1 protein-coding gene is annotated in these 453 nt (G+C 62.7%); it reads left to right on the plus strand.

Annotated elements, in window-relative coordinates; all coding sequences use genetic code 11:
* Window positions 1-104: 104 nt before the first annotated feature.
* Window positions 105-453, plus strand: a 349-nt coding sequence (locus BJP32_RS16705; protein WP_143255506.1) for a DeoR/GlpR family DNA-binding transcription regulator, incomplete at its 3' end; no start/stop codon positions are given.

A 453-nucleotide genomic window follows, 5' to 3' on the forward strand; every position in this document is an offset into this window, starting at 1 on the left:
ACCGTACAACGAAATGCGTTGACAAACAAACACTTTCAAAGATAAAACTATCTAAACAGACATTTGTTTGTGTTCGCTTAATGGCTCAAGGACAATGGAGTTCGATGTACGCACCCGAACGACACCAGACGATCCTCGAGCAGGCCCGCGCCCACGGCCGGGTCGACGTCCGCGAACTCGCGGAGCTGCTCGAGGTCACGCCCGAGACCATCCGGCGCGACCTGACCAGCCTCGAACGCCGCGGACTCGTCCGCCGAGCGCACGGCGGCGCCATCCCGGTCGAACGGGCAGCACTGGCCAGCCCGGTCACCGATCGCGAAGGCGTGCGCACGTCCGAGAAGCTCGAGATCGCCACCCTGGCGCTCGACGAACTCCCCGATTCGGGATCGATCATCATCGACGCCGGCACCACGGCGATCCGCCTCGCCGAACTGCTGCCGAGCGATCGTGAAC

This window comes from Brevundimonas sp. ZS04 (genome assembly GCF_001956865.1).
In the GTDB taxonomy this organism is placed as follows: Bacteria; Pseudomonadota; Alphaproteobacteria; order Caulobacterales; family Caulobacteraceae; genus Brevundimonas; species Brevundimonas diminuta.